A 24,337-nucleotide genomic window follows, 5' to 3' on the forward strand; every position below is an offset into this window, starting at 1 on the left:
CGGGCCGGCTCAGGCCTTCTTCGCGCCGGGAGTACCCGCCTCGACCACGAACGAGGCGCGGGTGGTCACCCGGCCGCCCGGCTTGGTCACGTCCTCGACCGCGACGTAGTCGCTGGTCCAGGCGGTCGGCGTCACCGTGCAGCGAACGTACCCGCGGTCGCGGTTGTGGAACTTCACGCAGGGGTTCGCGGCCTGCAACTTGTCGAGCCCCGCGACCTCTTTCGGCCCGTTCCCGCCGCTGGTGATGCTCGTTCCCACGAACTCGGTGGCGACCACCGGGGCGTCGTGCCTGCGGTCGTCCACGCGCAGGTCGTTCACCCAGTTCGAGTGGATGTCCCCGGTCAGCACCACCGGGTTGGGCACCTTGCGGTCGGCGATGAACTTCATCAGCGCCATCCGCTCGTGCGCGGCCCCGGGCCACTGGTCCATCGCGTAGCCGGTCGCCTTCGCGTAGCTGATCTCCACCAGCGCCATCATCACCTGCTGGGCCAGCACGTTCCACGTGGCGCCGGACGCCAGCAGCCCGGCGTCCAGCCACCCGCGCTGCGCCTTGCCCAGCAGCGTGTTCTTCGGGTCCAGCGCGGCCTCGTTGAGCGGCTTGAGGCCGTCCTCGTTGGGCTGCGGGGTGCGGTACTGCCGCGTGTCCAGGACGAAGAACTCCGCCAGCCGGCCGAAGCTCGCCTTGCGGTAGAGCTGCATGTCCGGCCCCTTCGGCAGCGCCCGGGGCCGCAGCGGCATGAACTCGTAGTACGCCTGGTACGCCGCGGCCCGCTGGACCAGGAAGTCGGCCGGGTCCGCCTTGGCCTTGCCCTTCGGCTGGCGCTCCTGGATGTCATTGGCGTAGTTGTTGTCGAACTCGTGATCGTCCCAGGTCACGAACCACGGGCACCGCGCGTGCATCCCGCTGAGCAGCCGGTCCGACCGGTACAGCGCGTGCCGCTCGCGGTAGTCGCCCAGCGTCTTGATCTTCCCGTCCTTCGGCCCCGTGTGCTTGCGCACCACCTTGGCGGCTTCGCGGTTCGGGTACTCGTAGATGTAGTCGCCCAGGTGGAAGACCAGGTCGAGGTCGTCCTTCGCCATCTGCTCGTAGGCCGTGTACAGCCCCTGCTCGTAGTGCTGGCACGAGGCGAACGCGAACTTGAGTTTGTCGGGCGCGGCGTCGGAGGCCGGGAGCGTGCGGGTGCGGCCCACCGGGCTCTGCGCGTCCCCGGCCGTGAACCGGAACCAGTACCAGCGGTCCGGTTTGAGCCCCTTCGCCTCCACGTGAACCGAGTGGCCGAGTTGCGGAGCGGCGACCGCGGTGCCGCTCGCCACGACCTTCTTCATCCCTTCGTCTTCGGCCACCTCCCACGCCACGCCCACGGCCTCGGGTTTCATCCCGCCGTCCGGTGCGAGCGGTTCGGGAGCGAGCTTCGTCCACAGCACCACGCTGTCGGCGTTCGGGTCACCGGACGCGACCCCTAGAGCGAACGGGTCGGCGGAAAAGGTCACCTTCTTGTCCGCGGCGTGCGTGCGTGTGGCGAGCGACGGCAGGGCCGCCAGCGCGGCACCGTAAGCCAGGAACAGGCGCCGGGACAAGCCGCCTTCGGAGCGGAGCGCGGTGGGGATGCGGGACAGGTCGAGCATGAGAGGCCCTTCGGGGTCGGGCGAGCGGCGCGCCCGGCGCGCCGCTGGTTACCGTAAGCCCGCCTCAACCAGAGTCACGCGAAAAGCGTGTGAAGACCGCGCGCACGACACGGCCCGCGAGCCGTGTCGTGCGCCCCTCGGTCAGTCGGAGATGTTGGCGAGGTAGTCCTCGTACCTCTTGCGGGCGGCGAACTCGGCGGCGGTGTGCTGCTTCTCCTTGGCGGTCAGCGCGTCGATCTCCTTCTCCTGGTCGGACAGCTTCTTCAGGTACGTGGCGTACACCTCGGCCTCGCGCGGGGTCTCGCGCAGGTTCTTGCGGATCCGGTCCTGGTCCGCGGTGAGCCGCCGCAGCTCCTCCTGCACCTGCCGCAGGTCCCGCGCCGACCCGTCCCACTCGCCCTTGATCTGCAGCGCCTCGGCCAGCTTCTTCTTGAGCGCCGGCGCGGCCTCGTTGAGGCTCAGGACGTACCGGATCTGGTCCTCGGCCCCGTTGCTCAGCGCGATGGTGGTGGCGACGTCGCGCTGCTCCTTGACGGTAAACGTGGCCGTCCGCCCGGCGGCCACGGCGGCCTGGAACCGGAGCACCTCGGGGGTGTCGTCGACCGGCTTGGGGGTGTCCACCAGCTTCACCTGCTGGGCGGTGCGGTTCGGGTGCTCGATCAGCACGGTGCGGTCCGTGGTGCCCCGGTTGGCGATCCGGTACGTCTTCTCCTCGGTCACCTGGGTGACCGTGTGGACGATCCCCTTGACCGCCGTGACGCGGGTGATCTGCTGCTTGCCGGCCCCGGCCGTGGGGTCCACCTCGGTGCCCAGGTCGATGGCGTAGCTCACCAGCCGCTCCTCGTTCGGCTGCACGTCCCGCACCTGGGTGTCGCCGGCGTACACGCTCCCCTCGAACACCGTCACCGGCCCCTGGTTCAGGTGCGCCCCCGACGTGTTCTTGAACCGCAGCCCCAGCAGCGGGTGCTTGGCCTGCACCGCCGGGTTATAGATGCTCACCCGCGCGCCCTCCACCTCCTTGCCCACGATCGGCAAGAGCGCGCTCTTCTGCCGCGGGAGCGTCACCGGGTGGTCGATCGTGTACTGGAAGAAGTCCCCCAGCGCGCCCGACGTGGCCGCGTTCCCCACCGTGCCCCGGCCCATTTGCTGGACCAGCTCGGCGGCGGAGTTCTTCGCGAACCGGGTTTGTTCGTCATTCGCACTCACGGAGCGCCGGAACGCGTCCGCCTCGGGGGCGTCGAATTTCGGTGCCGGCATCCCACCCTTGGCGCTTGGCGCGGCCGGGCGGTTGGCTGCGCCGCCCGCAAATCCCCCGCGCCCGCCGCCCGCGCCGCCTGGCTGACCCGGTCCGGCCGGTCCTCCCTCGCTCCACCCACTCGGATTGCGGGCGAGCCACTCGGATTCCTTGAAGCTTCCGGAGTACGTAACGGGGCGGAGCGAGGCGAACAGTTCGGGCTCGACGGTGGGGCGGTTGACGTACAGCGGGTTGTACAGGTCCATCTTGAAGCTGATGGGGCGGCCCGACACCAGCGCCATCTTGACCCCGGCCCAGTCCTCGTCGGTCGGGTTCTCCACCATCGCCCAGCCCTGCAGGTACGGCTTCTCCTTGTGGCCCGCGTCCAGCAGCAGCCGGTAGCTGGTCTTCCAGATCGGGGCCTCGGTCACGTACCCCACCTGCACCCGCCGCCGCCCGTCCCCCGCGAAGTGCAGGCTCACCGCCTTCTTCTGGCTGTCGTGCGACAGCGCCAGCACGTCCAGCGCCCGGCGGAACTCGGACTCGATCACCGAGTTGCTGAACCGCAGCGTCTGCACGTCCCCCAGCTTCACCGCCCGCATGCCCTCCGCGCACCACAGGTTCAGCACCTCGGCGTCGAGCACTTGGGCGCCCGCCGGCACCCGCTGCTTCTCGATCCCCACGATGGTGCCGGTCAGCTTGCCCGGCTGGTTCGCCGCGGTGGCGCTCACCGCCACCTCCACCCGCTCACCGCGCAACTGCCCCAGGATCCCCGCGAACGTCGGGCTCCCGGTCAGGTTGATGGCGAAGCTGGACAGGGTGCGGGCGATCGGCTCCCGGCTGTCGTAGCTCACCGCGCTCACCCGCCCGGTGCCGCTGAAGTCCTCCAGCACCATGCTCTTGAGCAGGTCGTTCACGTCCCCCTCCGGGAACGTCAGGTCCACCCGCGCGTCCCCGTCCACCTCGCCGGACCGCGAGAAGTAGCCCACCCCGCTGTTGAACAGCACCACCCGGCTGATCGGCAGCGTCACCGCCGGCTTCAGGTCCTGCTTCGCCTCGCCGGCGGCGCTGAGCCACTGGTCCACGCACACGCCCAGGCCCACAGCTCCCGCCACCGGCGCCGCCCACAGCAGCCACTTCGCCTTCGACATCGCACTGGCCCTCGTTAACGGCCCCGTGTGGGGCGGGAGTGGTCGCACCGCAGCGTTCGCCCGCCGGTGCGGTATTCCGACGCCACGACGCCGCGCAAAGTTTGCCGCAGCAACAGAATCTGTTACATTCCGTGACACGAACGGCCGGACCGAGGGGCGCATGGCGGAACACGGGATCTTGTTCGCGGTCGGGCTGGGGCTGCTCGCGGTCGGGAGCGGGGCGCTGGTGGCCGGGGCGGCACGCCTGGACCGCGCGACCGGGCGCGGAGCGTTTGCGGTCGGGTTGGTCGCGATCGGGCTCGGGCCGTGCGTTTCGGGGTTCGCTCTCGCACTGGCCCTCGTGATCCGGCCGGCCGCGGCACTGGAGGCCCGCCGGCTGGACGCTGCCGCTCTCGCAACCGTGATCGGTGGGAACATCGCCAGTTCGCTGCTCGTGCTGGGCGTGGCGGCGCTCGTGCGTCCCGTAACGGTGTCGGCGCGGCTGTTCGGTACGGCGATTCCGCTTCTGTTCACGATGACCCTACTGTTCTGGTTCCTCGCGGCTGACAAAGCGATCTCGCGCCCGGATGCCGCTATCCTCCTGATGGCAGCCGTCGCCGCGCTGGTGCTGATCGCGCGCGCCGCACGGCGAGAGCCGCCGGATGTGCGGGCCGCGCTCGCCGGCTGGGTGCCGGAGCGAATGCCGGTGTGGGTTGCGGTGCTGCTTTCGCTGACGGGACTGGCCGGAGTCGCGAGCGGGGCGTGGCTCGCCGCCGGGTCTTTCCTCCAAGCGGCAGTCGGATTGAGGCTCAGTACGCCAGTAACGGGAATGACGCTCGCGGCGTTCGGCACCGCCTTGCCGGCACTGGTCGCGGCGGTGCTTGCCGTTCGGCGCGGGCGTCCGGATGTTGCGCTGGGGCTAGTGGTCGGTCCGCCTCTGTTCAACGTGTCCCTGGTGGTTGGTGCGGTTGCGCTGGTGCGCCCGCTCGTGCTGACCGAACACGCGATCCTCTACGAAGTGCCCGCGATGGTGCTGAGCACCGCCCTCGTGTCGCCCGCGCTAATCAACGGGCGCGTGCCGCGGTGGGAGGGGGCGCTGCTGTTTGCGGCTTATATCGGGTTCGTGACTTGGCAGGTGCTTCGGTTGCGTTAGTGCCTGCGCGGGTCGGATCGGGTTCGGAGGGTGCGATTCGCGCGGCCGCAACCGCCCAGCGAGTGACCCGCTGGGGGCCAGTCGGTTGGTAGCGAACGGCCAGTCCGCGCCCCAGTCGGCGTGGCCGCGAATCGGGTGTGATTCGGCGTGGGGGCCGAAATGAGAACCGGCCCCATTCGGGGCCGGTGGCGGTCACTTCGTGAGAGTGAAATCGATCTTGTTCGGACCGGATGTCACTTCCGCGGTCAGTTCCGACTTGGTGTGGTACTTCTCCGGCAACCCCTCTTCGGTCATGTCGAGCATGTCGCCGGACTCGCTCTTGAACTTCTTGCCGGTCGGCTTCGCCCACCGGATCTCGACCTTGTACTTTCCGGGCTTGAGCCCCGGCTCCGGCGGAATCTTGTAGGTGCCGTCCACGATGGCCGCCCCCCCGCTCCCGCCGCCCTTGGTGTCGGCCGCGATGAAGGAGATGGCGCCGGCTTTCACCGGGGTGCCGTCGTAAGTGACGGCGCCTTCGACCGCCGACCCACCGCCGCCCCCGCACCCGGCGAGGGCGGCACAAATCAGGGCCAAACCGGCCCCAGCTAATGCACGCACGTGTGCCTCCGCAGGTGGGGTTAGAAGTCGCCGATCGGGAAACCGTCGTCCGCGAACATCAGCTTCTGGTACAGGAAGTTGGTCTTGCCCGGCAGGCACCCGGTGGCGCCGGTGGACGCCGGGTCCAGCGCCGGCTGTCCCTTCGCGGTGGGCGAGGTCTCGATCGAGTCGCGCACGAACCGGACCGAGCCGTCGCAGAACCCGAAGTTGGCCCCGCCGGTGTGACCGCTGGAGATGCCCAGGCGGAGGCACGGGTCGCGGCCCGACACTTCGCCCGGCCAGTTGTTGGTGGTCTCGTTGCCGCAGCAGGTGGTCGGCTTCGCGTTGTACCCACCGGCCCACGGAGTGTTCGGCTTCCAGACGGCGATGGCAACGTTCACCCCGCCGGTGTGCGTCGTGCGGCCCGCCCAGATGGAGCCCATCAGCAGCTTGCTGTCCCGCTCGCCGATCATGAACGTGTTGCTCGACCCGTCCTGGATGCCCTGGATCTTGGTCTTGTCGCGCCCGCTGCCGGCGCCGTCCATCACCCCGGCCATCGCCACGTAGTTGCTCTTCCCGTAGCCGGCGCCGCCGACCGGGTAGAACGTGTTGGGGTTGTTGTCGTTCGGGTCCGACGGGCACAGGTACACGCTCAGCTTCGTCTGCATCAGCGGTTGGGCCGACGGGGTCGGCATGTCCGCGGTCGTCGCCGGGGTGGGCGAGCCGAGCGTCGAGTACAGGGCGCCCTGCTCGACGTAGGGCAGGATGAAGGAGCCCCAGCCCCACTTGTTACCGGAGGCGGCAGTAGCGGGCGGGAGCGTGGAGTACGTGTCGTGATAGGTGTGGCAGGCCAGACCGATCTGCTTGAAGTTGTTCTGGCACTTCATGCGTGCGGCGGCCTCACGCACCTTTTGCACCGCGGGCAGGAGCAGCCCGATCAGAATCGCGATGATCGCGATCACCACCAGCAATTCAATGAGTGTGAACCCCCGGCGCCGCCGGAGGTGGGACGAAACGGACATGAAAACCTCGGGAGAGACCAATAAGGTAAACTAATCAACGGACCACAGTTTATGATAGACCGCGTGTCTCGTCACAACCAGGGCACTTTCATGTGCAACCGGCTAGCGTAACAGTGGTTTTGCGCACACGCGAGCTACGTTGTTTCTCATGAATTGATTGCGGTTCCCATGTGGCCTTAATAAGCGTGCTTTGCTCACGTGGCAGGCAAGCGGCCGTATGGGGAGCGGTTGATCGAGAACGCATGTGGCGTCTGAGCGCCGCAAGCGGTGCCCATTCGAAATCCGATAGGATCGTGCCCCCGCCGGAGCACGGGCCTCTGGCCCGCTGGTATGCGCCAGGAGTGAGCGACGAGTTCCCACGGAACTGAATCGACGCGCGAACGTCCGGCGGGCCAGAGGCCCGCGCTCCAGCAGAGGCCAAACCCAATAGGATCGTGCCCCCGCCGGAGCACGGGCCTCTGGCCCGCTGGTATGCGCCAGGAGTGAGCACCGAGTTCCCGCCGAAACGAACCGACGCGCGAACGTCAGGCGGGCCGGAGGCCCGCGCTCCGGCAAAGGCAGAAACACCGACACGCATCAACCGGATGGAGTATCACTCCTCAGCTCGCGCGGTGTCGGCGTCGAGGAACTTCACGCCCCACAGCCACAGCACCGCACCGACCGCGATCATCACCGACGTGAGCACGAACGCGGTCTGAAGGCCATAGCGATCGCCGACCGTACCGATCAGCGGCGGAGAGATAACGTCTCCCAGCGCGTGGATGACCAGCACGTTGATTGCGAACGCGGTGCCCCGCACATCAGATCGTACTACGTTCGCCAGGATCACGTTCCCCGGGCCGGTGTAGAGGAACAGGCAAAAGATGGTCAGGAAGGTGAACACCCAGGCGAGTGGTAAAGGAGCGAAGAGCATGGCGAGGAAGAACGGAAGAGCCAGCGCCGCACCGCCGCCACACACCAGAAAGTAAGCCCCTCGTGTGCCCCGGGTGCGGAGCCGCTCTCCGAGCCAAGCCCCGGCGGCCGTCGCGGTCAAACCGCCGATCACCAGAATGCCTCCGAAAATGATAGGCAACCCGGCCGGGTTCGGTGAGGCCGGCGTGACGGTTGCCAGGAACACCTTCTCCGCACGGCGCTTCTCTCCTTCGCCGAGGGCTGCGGCCACCGCTTTGCGCATCTCCGGGTAAGCCCGCTCGGTGCCATCGGCCAGGGGGCGCAGCTTGTTCACGTCGGCCGCGGGTAAATCGCCTTCCAACTTCGCCAGCGCCGCCGGGGTGACTTCAAACCGAGCTTCGCGCTGAAAGAAGTAAGCCGGCACCCATACCCCTACCCCGCCGGTGACGAACGTGATCGCGGTCATCCCCGCGCAGCAGAGGGCGAACGAGCGGACCTGACTCAGCCTGCCGAGTACCGCCCAGTATGACGGCCGATCGGTCGGCGGCTGCACCGGCGGTCGCGGCAACTCCCGCTTGGCAAAGCACCACGCTCCGAGCAGTAGCCCGGAGAGCGTGAACCAGAACGCCGGCCGCCAGTCGCCAGTGAGTAAAGCGATCACGCCCCCGATTCCGAACCCCAGCGCGCTACCGACCGGGACCGCGAGGTTGAAGATTGCCAGCACTTTACCGCGCTGGTTGGCCGGGTACGCGTCCGACAACATGGCCGACGCGACCGGGGCATACGCCGCCTCGCCGATGCCCACCAGGCACCGCGTCGCCAGCAGCATGGCGTATCCGGTCGCCAGACCGCTCGCGCCGCTCGCGAGGCTCCAGAAGACGACACCGATGCCCAGGATCACCCACCGCCGCGCCCCCCGTCCGTCCAGCCACCCGAACAGCGGCGAGAACACCATATACGTGATCAGAAACGCACTGGTCAGCAGCCCGAGCTTGAAGTTTGGGTCCGGGTCGTTCGGGTCGATGATGGTGCCGTCGAGCAGGAGCAGCGGGAGCACCGCGGACAGCACCTGCCGGTCGATGTAGTTGAACAGGTTGATGATGAGCAGCAGTGCGAGGGCCGATCGCGCGCCCGGCACCGGTTCCTTGGGGCCAGCAGAATCCGTTCCGGCGTGCATCGGGGCTCCACGAAATGGGGGCGGGTGGGCGGGAGTTCAGGATAGAAGGCACAGCGGCGGGCGAACACCGCGCGTTCCGAACGCCCCGCGCGGCATCGCATTGCGGGGGCACGTTCTCGCGCGCCCTGATACGGGGCGCGGCTCGCGACGGCATCACGAGACCGCCGCGGCGGCGCTGATTGCGCAAACCGAGAGCGGCCCGGCGGGCCGCACTCGGTGCATCTATTCGGACAGAACCCGCGCGGAAAAGCCACACGGGGCTAAAGTGGGTGGAAGGCGGACGGAACTTACCGTTGCGGCGCGCGGTAGCCGGTGTTCACCACCGGTCCCGGTGCGCCCTGTGCGGTGGTGGTCTTCGCCGTGCCGAACTCGGTCGGTGCGATCATCCACTGCGTGCCGCGCGAGGGCATCAGCACCGCGCCGGCCCCCGCAGGCGGCTTCATCGGCACCGGCAGCGGGGTCGGTTGCGGCACCGGTTGCCCGCTCGGGTAACCGCCGCCGGTCGTCCCGCACGGCGCGCACCCGGCGCCCGAGGAGCAACCGAGCAGCCCCTGAATCGGGGTGACGTATGGGGTCGGGCGCATCTTCGGCAGTTCGGTGGGCGTGTACTGGAAGCACAGCCACGACTTGATTCGCTCCAGACAGGAGCGGCGCGGCTCCGCGGTGCCGCACCCGGCCGGGCCGCACGGAACCCCGGCCACCGCGCCCAAGTACGCCCGGTCGCTCGTGCCCGCCAGCTCTCGCCCCGGCGCCCAACTGCTGCGGGAGAGCATCCCGCCGCCCCCGCCCCACGCGCCCGCCGGGGCGACCAGGCTCCCGTTGTGCAGCGACGGGGGCGGGACCACCGGCGCGGTCGGTGCCAGGGCGCGCTCTTGAGCGCCCACCGGTACGACCGCACACAAGCCCGCCACCGCCGCGAGGTATAAGCGTTTCATGTTTCCGCCTCCGTGCGGGTGAAGTGATCCGACGCACCCTCACTTTCGGCACGATCGGCGCGTCGAGTCGAGGCACACAGGGGCGTGCGACGCACGGGGCGCGTAATCGGGCGGCGTAACCGGTATAGATTACCACAGAACCCACCTTCGAGGTTTAACGCGCCGGCCAGCAGAACAGGGCCGACACGAGCCGAACTGTGACGGGCAGAGGGTTCACGTGAGGGCGAGATCCGCACCCGTCCGCGACGGCCCGGCCCGCCAGACTGTTCACGAGTCGGGCGCCCGAGGCGTGTTCAAGGCTCTGCCTGTTTTCAGGCGAGCATCGGCCGACTTTCCAACACGGGAGAATCAAGCGGCGTGCTTGCGCGGCTTTTCCCGTGAACCTGTACTCGTCACCGTCAACCGGTAGATCGAAAACATGTCCGACCTCGCCCGACAACTCTTCGGCACCGACGCACCGCCCAAACGGCTGGCGCTGATCGTCGATCTTGACGACACGGTCTGCACCAGTTTCGCGTGCCCGCTGCGCGCGGCCCTCGACGTGCTCGCGCGCCTCCACCGGCAAAAGGTGGACGTTCACTACGTCACGGCCCGTACTGATGCGAGCCGCCGCGGGACCGAGGACTTTCTGGCGGAGTATCGCCTGCCGGGCTACCGCAACGTCCACTACTGCCCCAACTGGAAAAGCTCCCGCCGCCACAAGGCCGAAGTTCACGCGACCCTCGCCCGCGAGTACCGGGTGATCGCGAGCATCGGCGACACCGACGAGGAGGAGGGCGAGGCGTCGCGGCTCGCGGGCGTGCCGTTCGTGCTGGTCGACCGCGACAACCCGTTCGCCGCGTGGGCCGCGCTCGCGGACCTGATCCGCGCCGCCGAGGGGTTCATTGTCGAGGAGCGGGCGTGAGCGGTACCCCGCGACGCTCGCTCTGGCGCCGGGCGCGGCGGTGGGCCGTGCTCCTCCTGATTACCTCCCTGGGGATAGTTGCCGTGCTCTGGTCCCTCGAACGCCGGCTCGTGTTCGTCCCCACGTCGGCCCAGGAGGAGTGGCTGGAACCCGAAGACCGCCGCACGCAAGACGTGTGGTTCCACTCGGCCGACGGGAGTAAGATCGCGGGCCGCTGGCTCCCGCCGGAGACGCCGCAGCACGGGGCGGTGCTGGTCGCAAACGGCAACGGCGGCAACCTCACGCACCGCGGCGGGCTCGCGGCCGATTTGCGCCGGGCGACCGGCGCCGGGGTGCTACTGTTCGACTACCCCGGTTACGGCAAGAGCGAAGGCGCACCCTCCGAAAGCGGGTGCTACGCGGCCGGCGAAGCCGCGTACAAGTGGCTCACGGACGAGCGAACGATTAGCACAGACCGCATCATTCTGTACGGCGAATCGCTGGGCGGCGGAACCGCGGTCGAGCTGGCCGCCACGCGCGAGCACCGGGCGCTCGTTCTCATCTACACCTTTACCAGCCTGCCCGACGCCGCAAAGCACCGCTTCCCGTTCCTGCCGGTGAAGACGCTCATGCGGACCCGGTTCGACAACCTGTCCAAAATCGCGAAGTGTCCGCGGCCGGTGTTCTTCGTTCACGGCAGGGCCGACCGGGTGGTGCCGTTCGATCACTCGGAGCGGCTCTACGCCGCGGCCAACGAGCCGAAGGAGTTCGTGCGGCTCGACGGCATCGGGCACACGCGGTTGCCCGCCGAGTTGTACCTGCCGGCGCTCGTGTCGTTCCTGAACCGCCACGCCCCCAGACCCGTTCCGGCGGGTGAGTAAGGGCGGCTGGTCAGAAGTCGTCACGTCAGCGAGTCATAAAGCCACAAGAATTCCCCATAATGAATTTGTGATTTTATGGCTTTCGATAAGCGGGCCTTTGCCCGTAAGTCCATAGTCTCCTGTCCGTCCGCTGCCGCCGGTACCGCCCGGCGGAACTCGCTGCCAACTTGGCACAAGCGAAATTCCCACCCGCGCCACAAATCGTAGTATCATCGGTTCCTCCCCGCGCTGTTCTAACCGAAACGGAGAGCCGCCAGATGGCCCAGCACACGCTCCTGACTCAGCGCCCCGCGTGGGCCGCGCTGCGGTCGCACTTTCAGGACCTCAAGGGCGCGCACCTGCGCGACCTGTTCGCCGCCGACCCCGACCGCGGCACCCGGCTCACCGCCGAAGCGGTCGGCGTGTTCGCGGACTACTCCAAGAACCGCGTCACGGACGAGACGCTCACGCTCCTGTTCGCGCTCGCCGGCGAGTGCGACCTGAAGGGGCGCATCGGGGCGATGTTCGGCGGCGAGAAGATCAACATCACCGAGAACCGGGCCGTCCTGCACACCGCCCTCCGCGCCCCGAAGGGGGCCGTCGTCACCGTTGACGGCAAGAACGTGGTGCCGGAGGTTCACGCGGTGCTCGACGCGATGTCGGCGTTCGCCGACCGCGTCCGTTCGGGGGAGTGGAAGGGCTACACCGGCAAGCCGATCAAGAGCGTGGTGAACATCGGCATCGGCGGGTCCGACCTCGGCCCGGTGATGGCGAACGAGGCGCTGCGCTTTTACGCGCAGCGGGACCTCACCTTCCGGTTCCTCTCCAATGTCGATGGCACCGACTTTAGCGAGACGGTGCGCGACCTGGACCCGGCGGAAACGCTGTTCATCGTGTGCTCGAAGACGTTCACCACCCAGGAGACGATGACCAACGCGGAGAGCGCCCGCGCCTGGTCGCTCGCGGCCCTGAAGGACCCGGCGAGCGTGGCGAAGCACTTCGTGGCGGTCAGCACCAACGCCGCGAAGGTGAAAGAGTTCGGGATCGACACCGCCAACATGTTCGGGTTCTGGGACTGGGTCGGCGGGCGGTACTCGATGGACTCCGCCGTCGGCCTCGCCACGGTGCTCGCGCTCGGCCCGACCCACTTCCGGGAGCTGCTCGCCGGCTTCCACGCGATGGACGAGCACTTCCGGACGGCGCCCTTTGAAAAGAACGTCCCGGTGATCTTGGGGCTCATCAGCGTGTGGTACGGCAGCTTCTTCGGCGCCGAGACCGCCGCGGTGCTCCCCTACGACCAGTACCTGAAGCGGTTCCCGGCGTACCTCCAGCAGCTCACGATGGAGAGCAACGGGAAGCGGGTCACGCTGGGCGGGGCCGAGGTGGATTACCAGACCGGCGCGGTGTACTGGGGCGAGCCGGGCACGAACGGCCAGCACAGCTTCTACCAGCTCATCCACCAGGGGACGAAGCTGATCCCGTGCGACTTCATCGCGTTCTGCCGGTCGCTGAACCCGGTGGGCCGGCACCACGACCTGCTGATGGCGAACGTGTTCGCGCAGGCCGAGGCGCTGGCGTTCGGCAAGACCGCCGAACAGGTGCGGGCCGACAAGGTGGAGGAGTGGCTGGTGCCGCACAAGACGTTCCCGGGCAACCGGCCGTCGAACGTGCTGCTGCTGGAGAAGCTGACCCCGTTCGCGCTGGGCACGCTCGTGGCCCTGTACGAGCACATCGTGTTCACGCAGGGGGTGATCTGGGACATCGGCTCGTTCGACCAGTGGGGCGTGGAACTGGGCAAGGCGCTGGCGTCGCGGATCGTGCCGGAGCTCGAAGCCCCGGCCGAACCCGACCTGAAACACGACAGCTCGACCAACGCGCTGATCCGCCGCTACCGCCAGGGCAAGAAGTGAGCCGCGAAAGCTGAAGAGGAACGGCCGCAAAAAGGCAGAAGAGGATTGGCCGCAAAAAAGCACAAAAAGCACAAAAGGGAGCAGAAAGAACCAAAACAGCAGACAGGGTTTTGAACTCAGTCTTCTGCCTTCGTTTCTGTTCCCTTTTGTGCTTTTTGTGCTTTTTTGCGGCCAATCCTCTTCTGCTTTCGCGGCTCCTTTTGCGGCCAATCCTCTTGCCTTCTTCTGCTCCTTTTTGTGGCCAAGCCTCTTCTGCCGTTTCACGGCCGTTTCCTTCCAGCCTCGAACGCGAAACTTGGGGTTGATTCGCCCTCCGCGCATCTGACACAATCCCCCAACTCTCGGATTCCGGGTCACGGACTAAGACCCGCAATCGCCCGGTTCGTACGGGGACACGGATGTCGTCTGTCAGCTTCGCACCGTCGAATTCCGCCGCGCCCGCCGCATCCCAATCGCGCCTCGCACTGTGGCAGGGCGTCGCGCTCGTCGCCGCGCTCGGCTGGGCCTACCTGCCCATGCTCCGCGTGTTCGCCGACAAGTGGATCAACGACCCGCAGTACTCGCACGGGGTGCTGGTGCCGTTCTTCTCCGCGTTCCTGATCTGGCGCGGGGCGAAGGGCTCCGCCCTGGTGCTCCGGCCGCTGCCGGTGATCGGGTGCGCGCTGCTCGTCGCCATCCTCGTGCTGCGGGCCGCCGCCGGCGCCCTGCTGTTCCACCAGCTCGACGCGGCCTCGCTGCTGCTGGCCCTCGTGGGCGTCGCGCTCGCGGCGGGCGGGCTGCCGCTGCTCAAGCTCGTCGGCCCGGGCATCCTGTTCCTCGTGTTCATGATCCCGCTCCCCTACGAGCTCGAGCGGAACGTCGGCGGGCCGCTGAAGACGGCCGCGACCGTCGCCAGCACGTTCCTGCTCCAGACGCTGGGCCAGCCGGCCATCCGCGACGGCAACCTGATCCTCATCGACGAGGTGCGGCTGGGCGTGGTGGACGCGTGCAGCGGGCTGAAGATGATGGTCACGTTCGCCGCGTTCTCGGTGGGCGCGGTGCTGATGATGGCCCGCAGCCGGTTCGAGAAGTTCATGGTGGTGCTCGGCATCGCCCCGATCGCGGTGCTGACCAACGTGCTCCGCATCACCGCCACCGGGGTGAGCTTCGCGTTCATCTCCGACAAGGGCACGCGGGAGTTCCTGCACGACGCGTACGGCTACCTCATGATGCCGCTGGGCCTGGCGCTGCTGGGCGCCGAGGTGTGGGCGCTCAAGCGGCTCGTGGTCGACGAGAAGGCGGCCTGACCCCGCCCCGCCCGCCGGGGGGCCTGGCGCCGCGGCGCGGGCCGACGTCGGTTATTCTCCCCTTCCCTTTCGGGAAGGACCGGGGGAGGCGTTTTCGCCCCCGTCACCAAACCTGAACGGACTCAGGGCCAATGACCGGACCCACCTTCGCCACCCACGCGCCCGCCTCGCCGCCGCGGGCGCCGCGCCCCGCCCCGAAGACGGGCGAGCGGCCGGACGACGCGGCCGGCGCGCGCATCCTGGTGTACCTGAAGCTGCACTGGCTGATGGTCCTGTTCTGCGGCACGCTGATCGGCGCCGCCGGGGCCGCCGTGGCGTGGGAGCTGCTCGCCAGCAAGTACGAGTCGTACGGGCTGTTCCGGGTGTCCGCGGTGCCGCTCAACGTGGTGAACCAGAACAGCAACAGCCAGCCCCGCGCCGACTTCAGCACGTACGTGAAAACCCAGCTCACGCTGCTCAAGTCCGAGTCCGTGCTGAACGCGGCGCTGCGCGACATCAAGGACCTGCCCACCATCAAGGCCCAGAAGGACCCGCTCAAGTTCCTCGACGAGGAGCTGGTCGCGTCGTGGCCGGACCAGTCCGAGGTGATCCGCATCACCTTCAAGGGGCACGAGCCGGACGACGCGCGGAAGATCATCAACGCGGTGCAGAAGGCGTTCGTGGAGCGCGTGCAGGAGCAGAACGCGCTCCAGACGCAGAAGCTGCTGGAACAGGTCCGGGAAGCGCGGGACCAGATGGAGCGAACCGTTCGCAACGAGATGCCCACCGGCAAGACCGGCCCCGGGGTAGTGCGGGCGGGCGGCACGGCGGCGCCGGGCGCGCTGCCGGTGGCGCCCGCCGCGCCCGGCGCCGCACCCGCCCCGACCCCGGGCCTGACCCAGATGGACCGCGCGATCTATGCACTGGAGCCGGGCCTCCTCATCAAAAACGTCCACGCGCGGCGTGCTGAGATCGAGAGGCTCACGCTGGACCTCAACGCCCTCAAGCGCAAGCAAGACGTGCTCCAGTCGAAGCTGAAGGCGATCCAGGACGGGGACGTGTCCCCGCTCGTACGAGAGCGAGTCGAGGCCGACGCGGACGTGGACGCCGCACGGCGGCTGATGGTCGGGGCACATATTGACTGGACGAAGCACGCCCGCAACAGTGCGGACCCGAGCGGGCCCGCGATCCAAAAGTTCCAGCAGATCTACGAGGCCTACGAGAAGCGGTACAAGGCCCTCAAGGAAGACAAGATCAAGACGATTGAGGGGGTCCGCAAGCTCCAAGAGGCCACGCCGATTGTGCAGGAGCTGCAAGCGGTGGTCTTCAGGGCCCAGGAGAACGAGGAGAAGCAGAAGGAGGCGGAGAAGGCGCTCGCCCTGCTCGAGAAATACTGGGCGGAGCTGCCCCCCCTGGAGAAGAGCGGCGTCACGCAGGCCCGGTTCGATAGGGAAAAGGAGTACAAGCTCGAGGACAGCGTGCTCCTGGTGTCCGACAGCATCTTCCGCGACACGGCGCAGAAGTTCTACCTCACGCAGCTCGAGATCGCGGCGCCGGCCCGCATCTCGGTGCTCCAGCAGGCGTCCACGCCCACGCAGAAGGACACCAAGAAGCAGCTCCTGGGCACCGGGTTCGCGAGCGTCATCGGGTTCGTGCTGATGGGGCTCGGGGTGGTCGGGTACGAGACCGTGTCGCGCCGGGTCAGCTCGCTGGCGGACGTGCGGGCGGCGGCGCCCGCGCCGGTGGTGGGGGTGATCCCGGGGCTGCCCGCCGACGCGGCGGGCAAGGACCCGGTGCGCCGGGCGGCGGCGAACGAGGCCATCGACAAGCTCCGCGCGTACGTCTCGCAGACGTGGCTCAGCCGCGGCGCCACCGCCATCGCGGTCACCAGCCCCATCGGCGACGAGGGCAAGGCGTTCACCGCGTTCGGGCTGGCGAGCAGCCTGGCCCAGGCCGGGTACCGGACCCTGCTGGTCGACTTCGACCTGCGCGAGCCGGCCATCCACCCCTACGCGGGCGTCCCGAACGCGGCCGGCGTGTGCGAGCTGCTGCGGGCGGAGACGGACGTGCGGTCGGTGGTGCAGTTCCTGCCCAGCGGGCTGCACCTGCTGCCGGCCGGGAAGTGGTCCGACGAGGCCCGCAAGGCCGCGACCGGCGAGAAGCTCGAGGCCCTGCTCGCCAAGCTGCGGGAGCCGTACGACTGCGTCGTGATCCACGGGCACGCGCTGCTCACCGTCGCCGAGTCGGTGGAGGTGGCCCGGCGGTGCGAGGCGGTGCTGCTGTGCGCCCGGTACCGCGAGACCGCCGCCCCGCTGCTGAAGCGGGCCGCCGAGCGGGTCGCGACGATGGAGATCCCGTTCTCGGGCGTCGTGTACGTTGGCGCCACCGAGCAAGAGGCCCTGTGCTGAACCCGCCCCGCGGGCGCGCCGGCCCGGGGCTCCTTCGAGGAACATCATGATGAAGCCGCTCACGTTCTGTTCGGTCCTCGCGCTGGTCGTGTGCGGGGCGTTCGTTCACGGCGCCGTCACGCAGCGCTGGAACATCGTCGCCTCGAACACCGAGCGCACCGCCCGGCTCCACGACCTCGAGGTGAAGTTCGAGGACCTCCGGTCCGAGCCGGTGGACACCGAGATGCCGCTCAACGAGCGCAGCGTCGCCACCAGCCGGCGGTACTTCGGCGCGGGCGGGTCGGTCGCGGTGGTGAGCTTCATCAGCGGCATCCCGGGGTCGGTCGCGACCCACACGCCGGACGTGTGCTACCCGGGCAGCGGGTACAAGACGCTCCGCGCCACCCGCAAGGAGACGTTCGAGGTGAACGGCGCGCCGGCCGCCGTGTACGTGGCGGACTTCGAGAAGAAGACGCAGACGAAGGTGGACCGGGTGCGGGTGCGGTGGGCCTGGACCACCGACGGCGCCTGGGTCGCGCCGGACAACCCGCGGTGGCAGTTCGCCAGCCAGCTCCGCGCCCCGACCATCTACAAGGTGTACATCGCGTCGAGCCTGCCCGAGTCCGACACCGAGGTCGAGGACGACCCGGTCGTGAAGGGGTTCGTCGCCGCGACCTGGGCGCAGTACGGCGCCGCGTGCGCCCGCCCGTGAGCCGCCCGACCGACCGACCGACACCCAGCGAGTCCGCACCCGAGGAACGAGGATGCCTCCCGTACGCACCAGCCCGAGGTCCGCGTTGCGAGCCCCCTTACAACTGCCCCCGCGTCCGCGCCGCGCCGGCCCCGCCCCGGCCCCGGGGCCGCTGTCGCGCGGCGCGCGGGCGAAGGCGGCGGCGGACTTCGCGCTCGCGGCGCTCATGCTGATCCCGGCCCTGCCCGCGGTCCTGGCGTGCGCGGCGCTGGTGAAGCTCACCTCGCGCGGGCCGGCCGTGTACACGCAGGCCCGGGTCGGCCGCGGCGGGGCCGTGTTCACGCTGTACAAGCTGCGCACCATGTACCACGACTGCGAGCGGCTGACCGGGCCGCGGTGGAGCACCCCGGGCGACGCCCGGATCACCCCCGTGGGCCGCGTGCTGCGGAAGCTCCACCTCGACGAGCTGCCGCAACTGCTCAACGTGCTGCGGGGCGAGATGAGCCTCGTGGGGCCGCGCCCGGAGCGCCCGGAGATCGTGAAGACGCTCCGCGACGTGGTCGTCGGGTACGACCGCCGCCACACGGTGCGGCCCGGGATCACCGGGTTCGCGCAGGTCCACCTGCCGCCGGACACGTGCGTCCGCAGCGTGCGGAACAAGCTCGTGTACGACCTGTTCTACATCCGCAACCGGTCCTGGCGGATGGAGCTGTTCCTCCTGTTCGCCACCGGGCTCAAGGCGCTGGGGCTGAAGCGCCTGTACTACCGCGCCCCGCGCGTGCCGACGGAATAAAGACCGATTCACCGCCGAGGGCGCGGGAGGGCGCAGAGAAAACACAGAGACGGCGCCAAAACTGCGTTTTCTCTGCGCCCTCCCGTGCCCTCGGCGGTGAAATGACTTCTTTGCGGGTTCGTCGTGCCGCTCACCAAGAACCTAAGCGCCCTCCCGCACCCCTGCGGTGAAATGACTTCTTTGCTGGAGCACCCATGCCGTCCGTTTCTGTCATCGTCCCGGTGCGGAACGAGTCGCGGTCGATCGAGCACACGCTCCGGCTGCTGCTCACGCAGGACTTCCCCCGGGCCGACTTCGAGGTCATCGTCGCCGACGGCGCGTCCACCGACGACACGGTCCCCATCGTGCGCCGGCTCCAGGGCGAGTTCCCCAACCTGAAGCTGGTGTTCAACGCCGACAAGCTGGCCTCGGCGGGGCGCAACACCGCGGTCCGGCACGCCACCAAGGACGTGCTCGTGATCGTGGACGGGCACTGCCACGTGCCCGACCGCGACTACCTGCGGAACCTGTCCGCCGCGTTCGAGACGAGTCAGGCGGACTGCCTGGGCCGGCCGCAGCCGCTGGACGTGCCGGACCCGACGCCGTTCCAGTCCGCGGTGAGCGCCGCGCGGAGCAGCCGGCTGGGCCACAACCCGGACTCCGACATCTACTCGAACGAGCCGAAGTTCGTGCCGCCGCAGAGCACCGCGGTCGCGTACTCGCGGACCGTGTTCCACGCGGTCGGGCTGTTCGATCAGGCGTTCGACGCCTGCGAGGACGTGGAGTTCAACGAGCGCGTCCACGCGGCCGGGCTGAGCTGCTACTTCACGCCGGCGGTGAAGATCGTGTACGAGCCGCGGGCGAGCTTCCGCGCCCTGTTCTACCAACTGGGCCGGTACGGCAGCGGCCGGGCCAAGCTGGCGTTCAAGCACCCGAAGTCGCTCTCGGTGCCCGCCCTGGTGCCGCCGCTGTGGGCCGTGTGGGTGATCGCCGGGGCGCTGCTGAGCCTCGCCGTCCCTTACGCGGGCTGGCTGTGGCTCGCGAGCGTCGCCTTTTACCTGGGCGTGCTGCTGGCCGCGGGCGCCGTGCTCGGGCGCAAGAAGCACCGCGGGGTCGCGGCCCGCATCCCGGTGGTGTTCGTGGCGATCCACTTCGGGTTCGCGTGGGGGTTCTGGAAGGAGGCCGCGAAGCAGTTGCGGCGGTCGCTCCAGCACCGGGCGGGGGCGCCCGCCTTCAAGCCGGCGAGGCGCTCAGAACTGATGGCGAAATAGACGAATGGTTGCGACCACGTTCCGCCCCACACGGGCCTCGTGCTCACAAAGAACGAGTTCTGACAGGATGAACAGGATTCACCGGATGAAGACCACTGGGACCAAAGCTCTGTTGATCCTGTGAATCCTGTCAAAATCTTCTGGGCGTGTCCATCGAGCCCCGGCCAGCGGCGTTTCCCAAAGCGAGCCTTTCTTATTCCGTCACAACTTCTGCCCACTCTCCGAGCGAGCGGGCACGAAACGGCTCCGGGTGCGTGATACCGAATCCCGTGGTTTCCAGTTGGCGTGCCCCGCACGGGTCTTTGAGCGTGGCCCGCTCACTCCGTGAGCGGGCGCTCCGGGTATCGGAGGGGCGTGGCGCGCAACGACGAGGTTAGTCGGACGCGCGGGCCGACCGCTCACGGAGTGAGCGGACCACACTCAAAGGCCGGGACCACGCTGCGCGAACTGGAAACTACCGGATTTGGTGTGACGCGCACCCGGGTCACTTCTCGGCCCACACCTGGCACAGCTCCAGCACCACGCGGACGGCGGCCTCCATCTCCTCCAGGCACGTCCACTCGAGCGGCGAGTGCGGGTTGTGCTCGCCGGTCGAGAGGTTCGGCGTCGGCAGGCCCTTTTCGGTGAGCTGCGAGCCGTCCGTGCCGCCGCGGATGATCTTGTGCTTCGGCTCCATCCCGGCCCGCCGCACCGCCTCCGCGGCGCGCGTCACCGCCGCCGGCAGCCGCGCGATCCCGTCCTTCATGTTGCGGTACTGCTTGCGCGTCTCGACGGTCACCTTCGCGGCCGGGTGCTCGCGCTCGACCTGGCGGCCGATCTCGCGCAGCAGGTCGGCCTGGACCGCGAGTTGTGCGGTGTCGAAGTCGCGCAGGATGAACCCGATTTTCACCTCGCCGGCCCCGCCCTCGATCGTGATCGGGTGCAGGAACCCCTGCCGGCCGTCGGTGGTTTCGGGGCTCATCGTCCGCTGCGGCAGGCGGTCGACGAACATCGCCGCCAGGCGCACCGCGTTCACCATCCGCCCCTTCGCGATCGACGGGTGGATATTCACGCCCGTAATGGTGACGGTCGCGGCGTCCGCGGAGAACGTCTCGTCCTCGATCTCGCCGCTGCCCGCGCCGTCGAGCGTGTACGCCACCGCCGAGCCGATCTGCGCCGGCTCGAGGTGTTTGACGCCGAACCCGATCTCCTCGTCGCAGGTGAACACGATCCGCACCGGGCCGTGCGGGATCTGCGGGTTCTCCGTCAGCAGCCGCGCGGCCTCCATGATGACCGCCACCCCGGCCTTGTCGTCGGCGCCGAGCAGGGTCGTGCCGTCGGTGGTGATGATGGTCTTGCCGATCAGGCCGTTCAGCTCCGGGTTCTCCGCGACCCGGATCACCTTCGAGGTGTCCTTCGGCAGAACGATGTCGCCGCCGCGGTAGTCGCGGATGACCTGCGGCTGCACGTCCTTCCCGCTGTTCTCGGGGTTCGTGTCCACGTGGGCGTTGAACGCGATCGTGGGGGCGCCGGCCACGTTGCCGGGGACGGTCGCGAACACGAGGCCGTGTTCGTCCTGCACCGCGTCTTTCAGCCCCAGGGCCAGGAGTTCGTCGCGGAGCATCGCGCCCAGCACGAGCTGCCCCGGCGAACTCGGGTACGACGTGGACCGCTCGTCCGCCTTGGTGTCGATGCGGACGTACCGCAGGAACCGGTCCAGAAGGGTGTGCGTGGCGAGGGCCATGAGAGTTCCACCGCGGCGGCCAAAGGGCACGAGAGGGCGACAGAGTCTTATTTACTCTCCGGCTCTCTCTGTGCCCTCTGCGCCCTCTGCGGTGAATCCGGTTTCGCTTTTTTCTTCCGGCGCCGGGAAGCAGCCAGCCCCTTCACCCCGACCTTGGGGCACAGGTCCGCGACCGCGCACTGCTCGCACCGCGGCTTGCGCGCCAGGCAGACCTTCCGCCCGTGCATGATGAGCCGGCCGCTGAAGTGCAGCCACTCGGCCTGCGGCACGATCTCCGCGAGCGCCAGTTCCACTTTCACGGGGTTCTGGTGGCGGGTGAGCCCGAGCCGCCGCGAGAGCCGCCCGACGTGCGTGTCCACCGTCACGCCGGGGGTCTCGAACGCGTGCCCGCGGATCACGTTCGCGGTCTTGCGGCCCACGCCGGGCAGGCTCACGAGGTCGTCGAGATCGGTGGGCACCTCGCCGCCGAACCGGGCGACCATCTCCACGCACGCGGCGCGGATGTTCTTGGCCTTGTTCTTGTAGAACCCGGACGGCTTGACGAGTTGCTCCAGTTCCCGGATGTCGCAGGTCGCCATGTCGGCGGCGGTTGGGAACCGGGCGAAGAGTGCCGGAGTGATGGTGTTCACCCGCTTGTCGGTACACTGAGCCGACAACACGACCGCGACGAGGAGCTGAAACGGGTTGGCGTAGTTGAGGCCCTCGAACTCGGGGTACAGCGGGGCCAGGCGCTCGTTGATGGGGCCGACGCGGTCTCGCGCGGGCGCGAGTTTCGGGGCGGTCGGGTCGGATTCGTCCATGTCACGCGGCCCTGCGGAGCGCGGGTTCGGGTTCGGCCGCCGGGGCGGGCGCGGGGGCCGCGGCGCGCGCCCGCATCTGCTCGGCTTCGAGCGGCGTGATGAACCCGCGGGCGAGCAGCGTGTCCGCGTCCTGCGGGGCGCGTGCCCGGGCGCTCAGGCTCTCGGCCGCGACCCGCGCGAAGGCCCGGCGCTCGTCCGCGAAGCCGGTTTCGTCCGGCACGCGGTCGGGGGCGCGCGGGTAACGTTCCCGCTCGTCGAGGAAGGTTCGCAGCTCGATCTTGGCCCGCCGGGTGCAGAACGCGCGGTCCACGAGCCCCAGGTCGCGTGCCTCGCGTCCGGACACCGTCCGGCCGGATTCGATGAACGCGCCGGCCCGCTTCCCGAGGACGTTCCGCAGGCGGTTGCTCCCGCCGAAGCACGCGAACCGGCCCGGGAACCCGAGCAAGGTGTGCGGCGCGGACACGCACAGCCGGTGGTCGCACGCGAGGGCCAGTTCGAGGCCCGCGCCCAGGCACGGCCCGTCGATGAGCGCGACCGTCGCGAACGGCAGCGCGCCGAGGCGGGCGAGCACGCGCTGCCCGCGCCCCGCGAAGGTGGCCCGGTCGGTGACGCGCGCGACATCCGGGTGGAGCCCGGCACAGAAGCCGAACGGCTTCGCGGAGCGCACCACGAGTGTGTGAACGAAGAGGTTGCGCTCGACCGCCGCGAGTGCGGAATCGAGTTCCGCGAGCCGCGGCGCGTCGAGGGCGTTCACCGGTTCGCCGGGGAACGCCAGCCACAGGGTGGCGGTGCCGTACTCGCAGGTGACGCGCAGGTGTGCGGACTCGAACAGCATTCCAGAATGGTGGCGGCTCGGCCGCGAGAATTCAACCCGAACTCGCCGCGCCGGCGGGCCGGATCACAGCTTCAGGAACAGCCGGTGCTTTTCGAGGTGCCGCACGAACAGGTAGCAGAGGCCGAGCGCGAGCCCGCACGCGGCGGCGACGTACCACAGCGGCGCGTCCCGCGGCACGAACGGCTTGGCGGCGTCGAACACGAGCCCGTGGACGATGTACGCCGCCAGCGCGTTCGAGCCGAACGTGTCGAACACGCCCCACCGCAGCCCGCCCACGTCGCACGCCAGCACGAACAGCGCCAGCACGACCAGCGACACGCCCGCGCCGAACAGCGTGTAGGTCAGGCTCCCGGACCGCTGGCTCATCGTGAACAGGTCGTTGGTGGGCGGCTTCACGTCCACGTACACGAGCGGCGGCGCGGCGGCTGACGCGGTCACGTGGAACCGCCACTCGTCGAGGTCCGACGGCGCGAGGTGCAGGCACGACAGCCCGTAGGCCAGCGCGCCGACCGCGAGCCCCATGACCAGCAGGAGGCCGCACAGCCGCCCGCGGCTCGCGACGGCCCGGTACAGGTCGCACGCCAGGGTGCCGGCCAGCAGCGGAACGGCCCAGGTGAGGAACCCGAGCGGCCCGCCGTCCACGCCGTTGGGTGGGGTGTTCGCCCAGCGGTAGTTGAACCAGTACGAGAGCCCCACATGCAGGGCGCCTGAGAGCACCGCGAACCCGAACCGCACCCGGGGCCGGGCCGCGATCACCGGGAGCACCCACAGCGACGTGACCGCGATGTGCCCCAGGGTCTGGAACAGGTCCTGTTTGGCCCAGCGGAGCAGGACCGCGTCGCGCTGGGCGAGGTCGTCCCACTTCTCCCAGCGCGAGCCGACGCTGTACACCGCGAACGCGACCAGGAGCAGCGCGAGGTTGCGCCGCGCCGCGTGCCCGTAGGCGGCGCGCGGGCCGACCGCGTCCCGGCGGCGCGCGAAGGTGAGCCGGAACGCGAACCCCACCGCGAACAGGAACTGCGGCATGATCGTGTCGGCGTAGCTGCAGTACGTGTGGTGGTGCGCGAGCACCGGCACGTCCGCCTTGATGACGGCGAACGAGCCGACGAAGTTCACCAGCAGCATGCCCAGGACGGTGTACCCGCGGAACTGGTCCAGTGACGCGAGGCGCGGGGCTGATGAGGGCTGACTCATGG

Annotated in this window: 19 protein-coding genes; 9 read left to right on the forward strand and 10 right to left on the reverse strand. The window is 69.0% G+C overall.

Annotated elements, in window-relative coordinates:
* Positions 1–9: 9 nt before the first annotated feature.
* Both R5W23_RS07780 and R5W23_RS07785 read right to left on the reverse strand, forming a co-directional pair.
* Positions 10–1,626: an alkaline phosphatase D family protein gene (locus tag R5W23_RS07780; protein ID WP_320685847.1), complete on the reverse strand. Its 1,617-nt coding sequence runs from the start codon at positions 1,624–1,626 to the stop codon at positions 10–12.
* Positions 1,627–1,767: 141 nt separating this feature from the next.
* Positions 1,768–4,011 carry a DUF4139 domain-containing protein gene (locus tag R5W23_RS07785; RefSeq protein WP_320685848.1) on the reverse strand — a complete coding sequence of 748 codons (2,244 nt, stop codon included), beginning with the start codon at positions 4,009–4,011 and terminating at the stop codon, positions 1,768–1,770.
* A gap of 160 nt (positions 4,012–4,171) precedes the next feature.
* Between R5W23_RS07785 and R5W23_RS07790 the strand changes: the two genes are divergently transcribed.
* The gene (locus R5W23_RS07790; protein WP_320685849.1) at positions 4,172–5,143 is read left to right on the forward strand and encodes a sodium:calcium antiporter; all 972 of its coding nucleotides are present in this window, start codon (positions 4,172–4,174) and stop codon (positions 5,141–5,143) included.
* 192 nt (positions 5,144–5,335) lie between these two features.
* Here R5W23_RS07790 and R5W23_RS07795 read toward each other — a convergent pair whose 3' ends face one another.
* From R5W23_RS07795 to R5W23_RS07810, 4 genes are all read right to left on the reverse strand, one after another.
* The gene (locus tag R5W23_RS07795) at positions 5,336–5,740 is read right to left on the reverse strand and encodes a hypothetical protein (RefSeq protein ID WP_320685850.1); all 405 of its coding nucleotides are present in this window, start codon (positions 5,738–5,740) and stop codon (positions 5,336–5,338) included.
* A gap of 20 nt (positions 5,741–5,760) precedes the next feature.
* The gene (locus R5W23_RS07800; protein ID WP_261187106.1) at positions 5,761–6,741 is read right to left on the reverse strand and encodes a DUF1559 domain-containing protein; all 981 of its coding nucleotides are present in this window, start codon (positions 6,739–6,741) and stop codon (positions 5,761–5,763) included.
* Between the two features lie 592 nt (positions 6,742–7,333).
* On the reverse strand, positions 7,334–8,809 hold the full coding sequence (locus tag R5W23_RS07805) for a spinster family MFS transporter (RefSeq protein WP_320685851.1): 1,476 nt from the start codon (positions 8,807–8,809) through the stop codon (positions 7,334–7,336).
* 287 nt (positions 8,810–9,096) lie between these two features.
* On the reverse strand, positions 9,097–9,744 hold the full coding sequence (locus R5W23_RS07810; protein WP_320685852.1) for a hypothetical protein: 648 nt from the start codon (positions 9,742–9,744) through the stop codon (positions 9,097–9,099).
* A gap of 418 nt (positions 9,745–10,162) precedes the next feature.
* Here R5W23_RS07810 and R5W23_RS07815 point away from each other — a divergent pair, with 418 nt between their 5' ends.
* The 8 genes from R5W23_RS07815 (at position 10,163) to R5W23_RS07850 (ending at position 19,783) form a co-directional block, all read left to right on the forward strand.
* On the forward strand, positions 10,163–10,648 hold the full coding sequence (locus tag R5W23_RS07815; RefSeq protein ID WP_261187110.1) for a hypothetical protein: 486 nt from the start codon (positions 10,163–10,165) through the stop codon (positions 10,646–10,648).
* Entirely contained in the window at positions 10,645–11,508 is an 864-nt protein-coding gene (locus R5W23_RS07820; RefSeq protein ID WP_320685853.1) for an alpha/beta hydrolase, read from the forward strand. Before R5W23_RS07815 ends, R5W23_RS07820 begins: the two co-directional genes overlap by 4 nt.
* A 257-nt stretch (positions 11,509–11,765) precedes the next feature.
* The gene (gene pgi, locus R5W23_RS07825) at positions 11,766–13,397 is read left to right on the forward strand and encodes a glucose-6-phosphate isomerase (RefSeq protein ID WP_320685854.1); all 1,632 of its coding nucleotides are present in this window, start codon (positions 11,766–11,768) and stop codon (positions 13,395–13,397) included.
* Positions 13,398–13,795: 398 nt separating this feature from the next.
* Positions 13,796–14,683 carry an exosortase/archaeosortase family protein gene (locus R5W23_RS07830; RefSeq protein WP_261187113.1) on the forward strand — a complete coding sequence of 296 codons (888 nt, stop codon included), beginning with the start codon at positions 13,796–13,798 and terminating at the stop codon, positions 14,681–14,683.
* Positions 14,684–14,814: 131 nt separating this feature from the next.
* Positions 14,815–17,070, forward strand: coding sequence for a tyrosine-protein kinase domain-containing protein (locus tag R5W23_RS07835; RefSeq protein ID WP_320685855.1), 2,256 nt, complete (start codon positions 14,815–14,817; stop codon positions 17,068–17,070).
* A gap of 46 nt (positions 17,071–17,116) precedes the next feature.
* Entirely contained in the window at positions 17,117–17,761 is a 645-nt protein-coding gene (locus R5W23_RS07840) for a hypothetical protein (RefSeq protein WP_261187115.1), read from the forward strand.
* A gap of 85 nt (positions 17,762–17,846) precedes the next feature.
* Positions 17,847–18,533 carry a sugar transferase gene (locus tag R5W23_RS07845; protein ID WP_320685856.1) on the forward strand — a complete coding sequence of 229 codons (687 nt, stop codon included), beginning with the start codon at positions 17,847–17,849 and terminating at the stop codon, positions 18,531–18,533.
* A gap of 194 nt (positions 18,534–18,727) precedes the next feature.
* Positions 18,728–19,783, forward strand: coding sequence for a glycosyltransferase family 2 protein (locus tag R5W23_RS07850; RefSeq protein ID WP_320685857.1), 1,056 nt, complete (start codon positions 18,728–18,730; stop codon positions 19,781–19,783).
* Between the two features lie 484 nt (positions 19,784–20,267).
* On the opposite strand, the gene pepT is transcribed toward R5W23_RS07850, so the two are convergent.
* The 4 genes from pepT to R5W23_RS07870 form a co-directional block, all read right to left on the reverse strand.
* The gene (gene pepT, locus R5W23_RS07855) at positions 20,268–21,506 is read right to left on the reverse strand and encodes a peptidase T (RefSeq protein WP_320685858.1); all 1,239 of its coding nucleotides are present in this window, start codon (positions 21,504–21,506) and stop codon (positions 20,268–20,270) included.
* 47 nt (positions 21,507–21,553) lie between these two features.
* Positions 21,554–22,306 (reverse strand): endonuclease III, encoded by a 753-nt coding sequence (nth, locus tag R5W23_RS07860; RefSeq protein ID WP_320685859.1) that lies wholly within the window; start codon positions 22,304–22,306, stop codon positions 21,554–21,556.
* 1 nt (position 22,307) lies between these two features.
* On the reverse strand, positions 22,308–23,141 hold the full coding sequence (locus R5W23_RS07865; protein WP_320685860.1) for an enoyl-CoA hydratase/isomerase family protein: 834 nt from the start codon (positions 23,139–23,141) through the stop codon (positions 22,308–22,310).
* 63 nt (positions 23,142–23,204) lie between these two features.
* Positions 23,205–24,335: a heparan-alpha-glucosaminide N-acetyltransferase domain-containing protein gene (locus tag R5W23_RS07870; protein WP_320685861.1), complete on the reverse strand. Its 1,131-nt coding sequence runs from the start codon at positions 24,333–24,335 to the stop codon at positions 23,205–23,207.
* Positions 24,336–24,337: the final 2 nt, after the last annotated feature.

It is taken from the genome of Gemmata algarum, from assembly GCF_034097035.1.
Taxonomy (GTDB): Bacteria; Planctomycetota; Planctomycetia; order Gemmatales; family Gemmataceae; genus Gemmata; species Gemmata algarum.

What these genes read in the sequence shown, in the direction of transcription:
- R5W23_RS07870 (WP_320685861.1), bottom strand. Translation starts at nt 24,335, where the DNA reads ATGAGTCAGCCCTCATCAGCCCCGCGCCTCGCGTCACTGGACCAGTTC.
- R5W23_RS07830 (WP_261187113.1), top strand. Translation starts at nt 13,796, where the DNA reads ATGTCGTCTGTCAGCTTCGCACCGTCGAATTCCGCCGCGCCCGCCGCA.
- R5W23_RS07850 (WP_320685857.1), top strand. Translation starts at nt 18,728, where the DNA reads ATGCCGTCCGTTTCTGTCATCGTCCCGGTGCGGAACGAGTCGCGGTCG.
- R5W23_RS07835 (WP_320685855.1), top strand. Translation starts at nt 14,815, where the DNA reads ATGACCGGACCCACCTTCGCCACCCACGCGCCCGCCTCGCCGCCGCGG.
- R5W23_RS07865 (WP_320685860.1), bottom strand. Translation starts at nt 23,141, where the DNA reads ATGCTGTTCGAGTCCGCACACCTGCGCGTCACCTGCGAGTACGGCACC.
- R5W23_RS07810 (WP_320685852.1), bottom strand. Translation starts at nt 9,744, where the DNA reads ATGAAACGCTTATACCTCGCGGCGGTGGCGGGCTTGTGTGCGGTCGTA.
- pepT (WP_320685858.1), bottom strand. Translation starts at nt 21,506, where the DNA reads ATGGCCCTCGCCACGCACACCCTTCTGGACCGGTTCCTGCGGTACGTC.
- R5W23_RS07790 (WP_320685849.1), top strand. Translation starts at nt 4,172, where the DNA reads ATGGCGGAACACGGGATCTTGTTCGCGGTCGGGCTGGGGCTGCTCGCG.
- R5W23_RS07815 (WP_261187110.1), top strand. Translation starts at nt 10,163, where the DNA reads ATGTCCGACCTCGCCCGACAACTCTTCGGCACCGACGCACCGCCCAAA.
- R5W23_RS07800 (WP_261187106.1), bottom strand. Translation starts at nt 6,741, where the DNA reads ATGTCCGTTTCGTCCCACCTCCGGCGGCGCCGGGGGTTCACACTCATT.
- R5W23_RS07840 (WP_261187115.1), top strand. Translation starts at nt 17,117, where the DNA reads ATGATGAAGCCGCTCACGTTCTGTTCGGTCCTCGCGCTGGTCGTGTGC.
- pgi (WP_320685854.1), top strand. Translation starts at nt 11,766, where the DNA reads ATGGCCCAGCACACGCTCCTGACTCAGCGCCCCGCGTGGGCCGCGCTG.
- R5W23_RS07780 (WP_320685847.1), bottom strand. Translation starts at nt 1,626, where the DNA reads ATGCTCGACCTGTCCCGCATCCCCACCGCGCTCCGCTCCGAAGGCGGC.
- R5W23_RS07785 (WP_320685848.1), bottom strand. Translation starts at nt 4,011, where the DNA reads ATGTCGAAGGCGAAGTGGCTGCTGTGGGCGGCGCCGGTGGCGGGAGCT.
- nth (WP_320685859.1), bottom strand. Translation starts at nt 22,306, where the DNA reads ATGGACGAATCCGACCCGACCGCCCCGAAACTCGCGCCCGCGCGAGAC.
- R5W23_RS07805 (WP_320685851.1), bottom strand. Translation starts at nt 8,809, where the DNA reads ATGCACGCCGGAACGGATTCTGCTGGCCCCAAGGAACCGGTGCCGGGC.